Origin of the sequence: Pyxidicoccus fallax (genome assembly GCF_012933655.1) — a bacterium.
In the GTDB taxonomy this organism is placed as follows: Bacteria; Myxococcota; Myxococcia; order Myxococcales; family Myxococcaceae; genus Myxococcus; species Myxococcus fallax.
Genome location: NZ_JABBJJ010000817.1, coordinates 1 through 386, shown reverse-complemented (window position 1 = coordinate 386; position 386 = coordinate 1). Strand labels below are relative to the sequence as shown.

The 386-nt window shown below is 38.6% G+C and carries 1 protein-coding gene; it reads left to right on the top strand.

Translation table 11 applies throughout. The features are described from left to right. On the top strand, positions 1 to 386 hold a 386-nt coding region (locus tag HG543_RS54305; RefSeq protein ID WP_211194841.1), incomplete at both ends, for a helix-turn-helix domain-containing protein.

Sequence of the window (386 nt, the reverse complement as noted above, 5' to 3'; positions counted from 1 at the left end):
AAAAAAAAAAATAAACCGCAACCAAATACCAGTGATCTTAGCAAGCAGGTGGGCATATAGCATCCTAGAGGAAGCAGGGTGGACAACTGTTCCTAATTTATTGCTTGAAAAACAGATGGTTCTAGAATTGAGTAACCCCGAAATGCTGTTACTCATTCATCTAATCTCTTTCATTCACTTTGCAGACACCCCAGCATTCCCAAGCATTTCTACACTAGCAGGTAGGATCAACCAACACCCAAGAACCGTGCAGCGAACCATAAACAAATTAATATCTAAAGGGTTCTTGAAGAGAAAAATCCGCGCAAAATCAGTCAATGACAAAGGCTTGAGCAATCTTTACAGCTTTGAACCTTTGATAGAAAAGCTATTAAAATCAAATAGAA